This is a genomic window from Areca yellow leaf disease phytoplasma, assembly GCF_041920595.1.
The window spans coordinates 294,368-301,504 of the sequence record NZ_CP169277.1 but is presented as its reverse complement, the minus strand read 5'-3'; the positions used below and the strand labels follow the sequence as shown (position 1 = coordinate 301,504).

At 29.5% G+C, this 7,137-nt stretch carries 13 protein-coding genes and 1 pseudogene; all 14 read left to right on the top strand.

Going from position 1 to position 7,137, the window contains the following annotated elements:
* The first annotated feature begins 480 nt into the window (after positions 1 to 480).
* Positions 481 to 726: a hypothetical protein gene (locus ACEW7V_RS01750; protein WP_374695751.1), complete on the top strand. Its 246-nt coding sequence runs from the start codon at positions 481 to 483 to the stop codon at positions 724 to 726.
* 22 nt (positions 727 to 748) lie between these two features.
* Positions 749 to 910 (top strand): hypothetical protein, encoded by a 162-nt coding sequence (locus ACEW7V_RS01745; protein WP_374695685.1) that lies wholly within the window; start codon positions 749 to 751, stop codon positions 908 to 910.
* Entirely contained in the window at positions 855 to 1,067 is a 213-nt protein-coding gene (locus tag ACEW7V_RS01740; RefSeq protein ID WP_374695684.1) for a hypothetical protein, read from the top strand. The genes ACEW7V_RS01745 and ACEW7V_RS01740 overlap by 56 nt, the downstream gene beginning before the upstream one ends.
* A gap of 97 nt (positions 1,068 to 1,164) precedes the next feature.
* Positions 1,165 to 1,353 (top strand): hypothetical protein, encoded by a 189-nt coding sequence (locus tag ACEW7V_RS01735; RefSeq protein WP_374695683.1) that lies wholly within the window; start codon positions 1,165 to 1,167, stop codon positions 1,351 to 1,353.
* A gap of 378 nt (positions 1,354 to 1,731) precedes the next feature.
* Entirely contained in the window at positions 1,732 to 1,908 is a 177-nt protein-coding gene (locus ACEW7V_RS01730) for a BRCT domain-containing protein (RefSeq protein ID WP_374695750.1), read from the top strand.
* Positions 1,909 to 2,092: 184 nt separating this feature from the next.
* The gene (locus ACEW7V_RS01725) at positions 2,093 to 2,305 is read left to right on the top strand and encodes a hypothetical protein (RefSeq protein WP_374695682.1); all 213 of its coding nucleotides are present in this window, start codon (positions 2,093 to 2,095) and stop codon (positions 2,303 to 2,305) included.
* A 146-nt stretch (positions 2,306 to 2,451) separates the two neighbouring features.
* A complete protein-coding gene (locus ACEW7V_RS01720; RefSeq protein WP_374695749.1) occupies positions 2,452 to 2,589 on the top strand; it encodes a hypothetical protein in 138 nt (45 codons plus the stop codon).
* A gap of 55 nt (positions 2,590 to 2,644) precedes the next feature.
* Positions 2,645 to 2,815 (top strand): hypothetical protein, encoded by a 171-nt coding sequence (locus tag ACEW7V_RS01715; protein WP_374695681.1) that lies wholly within the window; start codon positions 2,645 to 2,647, stop codon positions 2,813 to 2,815.
* Between the two features lie 906 nt (positions 2,816 to 3,721).
* Complete coding sequence (locus ACEW7V_RS01710) at positions 3,722 to 3,895, top strand: hypothetical protein (RefSeq protein ID WP_374695680.1); 174 nt, start codon at positions 3,722 to 3,724, stop codon at positions 3,893 to 3,895.
* Positions 3,896 to 4,410: 515 nt separating this feature from the next.
* Entirely contained in the window at positions 4,411 to 4,509 is a 99-nt protein-coding gene (locus ACEW7V_RS01705) for a hypothetical protein (protein WP_374695679.1), read from the top strand.
* Positions 4,510 to 4,708: 199 nt separating this feature from the next.
* Positions 4,709 to 4,921 (top strand): hypothetical protein, encoded by a 213-nt coding sequence (locus ACEW7V_RS01700; RefSeq protein ID WP_374695678.1) that lies wholly within the window; start codon positions 4,709 to 4,711, stop codon positions 4,919 to 4,921.
* A 215-nt stretch (positions 4,922 to 5,136) separates the two neighbouring features.
* Positions 5,137 to 5,286, top strand: a complete 150-nt coding sequence (locus tag ACEW7V_RS01695; RefSeq protein WP_374695677.1) for a hypothetical protein — start codon at positions 5,137 to 5,139, stop codon at positions 5,284 to 5,286.
* A gap of 167 nt (positions 5,287 to 5,453) precedes the next feature.
* Positions 5,454 to 5,705: pseudogene (locus ACEW7V_RS01690) on the top strand (superoxide dismutase).
* Positions 5,706 to 5,820: 115 nt separating this feature from the next.
* Positions 5,821 to 6,057, top strand: a complete 237-nt coding sequence (locus ACEW7V_RS01685; protein WP_374695676.1) for a transcription antitermination factor NusB — start codon at positions 5,821 to 5,823, stop codon at positions 6,055 to 6,057.
* Positions 6,058 to 7,137: the final 1,080 nt, after the last annotated feature.

The window sequence follows — 7,137 nt, the reverse complement described above, 5'->3', positions numbered from 1 at the left end:
ACCAAAAAATTAAATCCTTGGTAAAACAACTCACCAAAGCCAATTACCAATACTATAATATAAGCAATCCCGATCTAAGCCAACAATACGATGCTTTACTCAAGAACTAATCAATTTAGAAACCCATATCCCCAGTTCAAACTTCCTTACAGCCCACTTTAAAAATTGGTGGTTTTGTAGAAAAAAATTTAGCACCATTAAACACAAAACTCCAATGATGTCTTTGGGAAATGTTTTTAATCTTGAAGAACTCAAAAGCTTATGACCGTATTGTCCAAAAAAATTCCTACTTTTCTTTGTTAACTGAATTAAAAAATTGACGGCGTAGCGATAAGTTTAAAATATCAAAAAAGGCATTTTAGTGCAAGCTTTAACAAGAGGAAACGGCATTTGGGGAAGACATTACAAAAATGCCCAGACCATTAAAACCATTCATACTAAGATTAAAGATCTCGTTAGAAGTTAGGGAGAAATTTATTTATCCCATCCCGCTTTGAAAAAACTCAACGCTCAAAGAAAACAAGAAAACAAACCCTTTTTTTCAATCCCAGAAATACTGCTTCAGGAACTTTAAGACAACTTAATTCATCAATTGTGGCTCAGAAATTTGTCTATTTTTGTCTATGGCATTTCAGATCCTTGTTGACTAAACCTACCCAAAAAGAGACTTTGGATTTTTTAATCCGTTTTAGATTTACCACAAAAAAATCCCTCTATTACTTATAGTTGCGTCTCTAATTTTGAAAATTTGCTTAGTGTAATTGAAAAATACAAAACCATTAAGGAACAACTTACCTACGATACTGATGGAATTGTCATTAAAATTAACGAGCTTGCCTTTCATTCTTTAATTGGTGCCACTGCCAAAAGCTCCCAGATGGGCAACTGCTTACAAATTTGCAACTATTAAAAGCCAAAGCATAGTTCAAAACATCATTTTTCAAGTGGGACGCACTGGTGTTATAACTCCAGTTTGCAAAATTATGCCTGTTATGGTAGATGGAAGTTTGGTCTCAAAAGTGGTTTTACATAATTATGACTACATTTGCAAAAAGATATCAGAATAAAAAGACCATGTCATAGTTCATAAGCTAAGGCTCGGTTATTCCTGAAATTTTAGAAGTTATCAAAAGTAAAAGAACTGATTTGCAAAAACCCACTTTAATGATTGAAAAATGTCCTGCTTGTCAAACAATTTTAGAAAAACAACCAGGTGAAGTTGATTATTTTTGCCTCAACCCAAATTGTCGCGAGCAAAAAATCCAAAAACTCATTCATTTTGTATCCAAAAATGCTATGGATATCAACGTTTTAGGAGAACAGACCATCATTGCTTTTTTTGATAAAACCTAATTGCCAAACCTTCTGACCTTTATTTATTAAAAAAAACACAAGCATATTTTGCAAGAAATGCCAGGCTTTGGCGCTAAAAAATTACTAACATTTTGGATGCTATCGAAGCAAGCAAGCAAGCAAAGGATTTGAAGATGTTTTATTTGCTTTGGGGATAAAACATATTGGCAAAAAAGTATCTCAAGTTTTGGCAAACATTTTCAAACGAGTCAGAAAACCTCCAACAAGCCACACCAGAATTAATTACTCAAATAAGAGAAATATAGGAATAAAAATTGTCTAAAGCATCCAACAATACTTTTCCAATTCTTGTAATTTAGAAGAGGTTTCCAAGCTCAAAACACTAGGAGTTTCTTTTCAAAAGCACTAACCCCTAAAATCCAACTACACCTAAACTATTTTTTTACTAACAAAAATGTCATTTTAACAGGAACTCTCCAAAAATATTCCCGTCTTCAAATCCAACAAATCTTAGAACAAATGGGAGCAATTATAACTAACAGTTTATCTTTACAAACCAATTATTTTAATAGTTGGCATCAATGCTGGTTCTAAACTAACCAAAGCCCAAAAACCCAAATTCCTATTATCGAAGAAAAGAATTACAACAAATTATAGAAAATAGCCAAATTAAATTATAAAAAATCACCGTTTTTTTGCCTAAAAACTCCTCACTGAACCCCAAACCTCTAAAACACTAAATAAAAAATCCAAGAATAAAGGTGCCAATATCTTTAACATGAAAATTAAAGAAGAAATTGCTTGTCAAAAATTCTTACCCATAGAAAATTTTTTTGAATTGACAGCTTTATTACATTTTGGCTGTGAATTAGAAAAAAAAACCACCAAAAAACTTTATTGTGGTTCCAAACCAAAAGTATCCAAAATTGCTAGGCGTTTCCTTATTTTAATCAAAACTTTTTATCCTAATACCAACTTTTTTGATGACTAGCAAAGAATATAATTTACCACATTTAAAAGCATTCATGTAGGAATTGAAAAAAGACATTCCCTTTATTTTAGAAAAAACATCATTTTTTTTACTCAAACTCCAAGCGATTTTTTACCTTTGCTCAAAAGCCAAAAAAGCCAAAAAGCATTTTTAAGAGGTATTTTTTATGCATAGGTTTTGTAAACGACCCCAAAAAAACTAATTATCATCTAGAATTTTTTCACAAAGACTGCCACAAAATTAAATTAATTAAAAACTTTGATGTGCTTCATTTCAGCCTTTAACGCCAAAAAAATTAATCAAAAAGGTTTTTTAGTTTATTTCGAAAGAATCTCGTAAATGATTATTGATTTTTTAAGGTTAATCGGCGCTTTGGAAATAGTTTTTCAATACGAAAAAACAATAATTCAAAAAGACTTAAACCACATTATTAAATCCTCTATTAATTTTGAAATTTCAAATGAAAAAAAAATTCTTACTTCTGCCAATTTACAATTACAACAAATTTAATTTGATTGGAAAAACGCTTTCAAACCCCAAATCTCAAACCCAAAAATACGAACTTAAAAATGAAAAATCCTAAAATGTAAAATCCAAAAACAACTTCCCAACCTTTGAACCTAAATTATTGCAAATTATGTTATTAAGAAAGAAAACCCTGATGCAAGTTTACAAGAATTAACTCAAAAATATACTACAAACACAAGCAATAACGTCAAATCGATCAAATTATTATTTTCAAAAATCAAAACTAGCTTGTGAAATTGAAACTCCTAAATTTTGGCACCATCTAAGGAAAAAATAAATATGGAAAATATCGGCATAGATTTAGTTGAAATTAAAAAAATTAAAAAAATAGGCAAGGACATTTTAGCAGCAAGGATTTTATCCTCAGAAGAACACCAAATTTATCAAATCATTCCTCAAAATCCCCAAAGCCAACTTTACCTTAGCAGGTAGGAAGGTGGTCAAAGAAGCTTTTTTTAAAGGTTTTTCAAACCCCCCAAAAAATCGACCCTACTTGCCAAAACTATTGCAACTGGTCTATTCTTAACGACAAAAACGGCGCTCCTTATGTGAAAACAACACATGCACCACTTTTTTCAACCCCATTTTAATTTCATCACTCACACCGATAATTACGCCTTAGCCCTTGTTATTTTAAAAGTTGCCACAAAAGCACATCATAATGAAATTCGTTTATTTTTTTTATTATTCTACAATTTTATTTATTTTGTCAAGTGTTTTTTAGGTATAATTAAAAGTGTATGCAAAGCAAAAAATAAAAATTAAAGAAAAAAATACAAAGGAGCACAACAAAAATATGAAAGTTATCGTTGTTGGTTGTACTCATGCAGGAACTGCTGCAGTAAAAACAATTAAAAAAACAATCCCCAAGCTGATGTTATGTTGTATATGAAAGAAACGATTCTTTCTTTCTTTGTGGAATTGTCGGTATGCTGGAGGAGTTATCAAAGACAGTCTAGGACTTTTTTATTCATAAATCCTGATGAACTGGTAAGTATGGATGTTTGTACCAAACTTAAACATGAAGTATTAAAACTAGATTTGACAAAAAAGAAGTTTTAGTTCAAAGTTTAGAAACTGGCAAACAGTTTAAAGAAAATCCACATGATAAATTAGTAATTGCAACTGGTTCTTGGCCTGTTATTCCTCCTATTAAAGGAATGTTTTAATGTCTAAAACTTGATCATGCCAAAGATATTATTAATTACAGCAAAAACGTTAATAAAATCACAGTAGTAGGCGCTGGCTATATCGAATTGAGTTAGCTGAAGACATTTGCGGTACAAAAAAAGAAGTAGTTTTAGTAGACGCAGAAGATAGAATTATGTCTAAATATTTAGACAAAGAATTTACATTGCGTAGCTCAAAACCTTTAACTACTACAGAGTTACACTAGCATTAGGACAAAAATAGCAGGATCTGAAACTCAAGTGATGCTTAGTGACTCATGTAAAACTGATAAAAACACCTTTTGAGACCGAAATGGTAATTATGTGTATCAGCTTTAAACCCAACACTCAATTATTTGTTCATCATCCGAAACATCCTTTAATGGTGCTTTAGTTGTTAACGAATATATGCAAACTTCAGACCCTGATGTTTATGCTTGTGGCGATTGTGTTAACGTTTATTACAACCTCTACCCAAGAAGTAAAATACATGCCTTTAGCAACTAATGCTGCTGCATGAATGGGAACACGGTAGGACTTAACATTGAAAACCTTGCTTAAAATATTTAGGAACTCAAGGAACAACAAGTGGCATTAAAATTATTGATTTGAGTATTTCTTCAACAGGACTTACTGAAAATGTAGCCAAAGCTTTAGGTAAAACCATGGTACTGTTACAATCAAAGATGCTAATAGACCTGAATTTATGCCTGATTATGATGCTGTAATGTTAAAGCTTGTTTTTGACAAAGAAACTCGTAAAATTTTGGGAGTTGTTTCTCGCGTTGATTTAACTGGTGAATACTTTAAGTGTTTGCGGCAAAACCAAATGACAGTAGAACAACTTGCTTTTGTTGACTTTTTCTTCCAACCCCATTTCAACAAACCTTGGGGATTGTTTCAATTTAGCAGGACTTAAAGCTTTAGAAGTTAAATCTGAATAACTATTTGCAAACTACCAAATGCGCGACAAAATAAATTAGATAAAAAACACAAAAGACAAAACACACAAAACATTGTTTGTTATAATTACAAACAGTAAGCTTTTTTTATTCCATTTTATCACAATTAACCCCTCATTCCAACACTACCCCCCAAAAAATCTTTTTCATTAACCATTAAAGGAGCAAACAAATGAACTTTATTCTACTTTCTCTTCCTTATCAATATGATGCTTTAGAACCTTTTTTTTTGATACTCAAACTATGCAATTACATCATCTCAAAACACCATCAAACATACATTAATAACCTTAATGATGCTCTCAAAAAACACCTCAACTAAATTTATCTTTGGAACAAATGCTAACTGATTTATCGTTAGTACCACAAGATATTAGACAAACAGTTAAGAAATAATGGTGGCGGACATTTTAATCATTCTTTTTTTTGGAACATTCTAAAAGTAAATAATGGCAATACTCCTCAAGGATTATTAAAAGAAATGATTGACTGCGAATTTGGTTCTATAGATTCTTTCAAAGACAAGTTGCTAATGCTGCTAAAACCATTTTTGGAAGCGGTTGGGCTTGGCTTGTATTAACTCACAACAAGAAACTTTGCAATTACTTTACTCCTAATCCAAGATGTTAGTTCTAAACCAAGGAACTCCCTCTTTTGGGTCTAGATGTTTGGGAACATGCTTATTATTTAAGTTATCAAAATCGTAGAGTTGATTATATTGAAGCTTTTTTAGTGTCTTAGACTGGGAAAAAGTAAAATAACCTTACTCAAACATTAAATAATTTACCATGAAACATCCTCAAAATAAAAAAGAATCACGGTTATTACGAATTAGTGATGAAATTATTATATCAATATGATTTTTACCAAAAATAATTTGACTTTGTCACAAACAAATCCCAATCCCATTTTTACTTTTTTTCAAAAAATCATCACCAAGCTTAAATTTATTGATGAAATCATCACAAAAAGTTTATATGATTATAAAATAAATCCCTGTAACAAAGTAGACAGAGCAATTATTCGTTTGGCTACTTATGAATTGATAAAAACAAACATTTCTCATGCCATTATAATCGACAGGAGGCAATAAAGAGAAATTACCAAACAATTCTGCAATTTAAACGATGAAAAACAACATAAATTCAATAATAAATTATTAGATCAAATATATATCAACAATTACAAATGTATAAAAAAACTTCGTACCTAATTGAATTGAAAAACTACCCAAATAATAAATAATTTTTTTAAAGAATTTTCTAATTGAAAGGTCTTTTTTTATTTTATTTGATATAATACCTTAAATAATTATGAAAAATTTTAATAATTCTATACCAAAAAAATAAAAACAACAACAATAAAATAATTAACATCTCAGCAAAAACAAAACACCAATTTTAGATTGTTTTAAAAAATCTTTTAAAATAACAAGTTTAGTAAAAATTCTTTTTCTTTAGAAAGCATAATGAATGGCTCATTTTTATAATAATTTTTTGATTTGATAACAGTAACAAAAAACAAACTTGCCAAATTAAAAAAATATATAGATATCCTCCTTAAATCTTTTTAATTACAGAAACATTCAAAAAACTTTAGCTAGATAGTTAAAAAACTACAATAAAATAATTATTTAATATTCATTTAACCCTATTATTTTATTTTTTATTAAGGAAACAAATATTTTGAATATTAAATTATTTAATCAAAAATATAAATTAGTGTCTTTTTTATGTGTTATTTCATCAATAATATTAGTATTATTGTTATTAATATTAAGTTTACAAAAAGATATTCAACCTTTAGATCATCAGAAAAAATACAATTAACTAATAACCAAACCCAAAAACCCAATCAACAAAATTTCGTCAAAACTCCCAATTTGACAAAACCAAAAACACAAGAAATTACACCAAGAAAAAGAAGCACTACCTCTTTATATTCAAACAGTAAATGACAAAAAACATTATCATTTTATAGTGCCTGATAGTGAATTTATTCAAGATAGCACATAAAAGATTCTGAAACCCACGTATTTATATGGAAATCTAAAACCTACTTTAATGCATAAAATTATCTACAAAATACAACCTCAATATGATGGTTGGGTAGCTTCATTTTCCTTCATTTAATGAATAGATCTTGCAAGCGCTTTTTTATATAGCAATACGTA

Excerpts from the sequence above, each read along its gene's own strand:
- ACEW7V_RS01735 (WP_374695683.1), top strand. The coding sequence starts at position 1,165 with ATGATTGAAAAATGTCCTGCTTGTCAAACAATTTTAGAAAAACAACCA.
- ACEW7V_RS01725 (WP_374695682.1), top strand. The coding sequence starts at position 2,093 with ATGAAAATTAAAGAAGAAATTGCTTGTCAAAAATTCTTACCCATAGAA.
- ACEW7V_RS01715 (WP_374695681.1), top strand. The coding sequence starts at position 2,645 with ATGATTATTGATTTTTTAAGGTTAATCGGCGCTTTGGAAATAGTTTTT.
- ACEW7V_RS01710 (WP_374695680.1), top strand. The coding sequence starts at position 3,722 with ATGAAAGAAACGATTCTTTCTTTCTTTGTGGAATTGTCGGTATGCTGG.
- ACEW7V_RS01705 (WP_374695679.1), top strand. The coding sequence starts at position 4,411 with ATGCAAACTTCAGACCCTGATGTTTATGCTTGTGGCGATTGTGTTAAC.
- ACEW7V_RS01700 (WP_374695678.1), top strand. The coding sequence starts at position 4,709 with ATGCCTGATTATGATGCTGTAATGTTAAAGCTTGTTTTTGACAAAGAA.
- ACEW7V_RS01695 (WP_374695677.1), top strand. The coding sequence starts at position 5,137 with ATGAACTTTATTCTACTTTCTCTTCCTTATCAATATGATGCTTTAGAA.
- ACEW7V_RS01685 (WP_374695676.1), top strand. The coding sequence starts at position 5,821 with ATGATTTTTACCAAAAATAATTTGACTTTGTCACAAACAAATCCCAAT.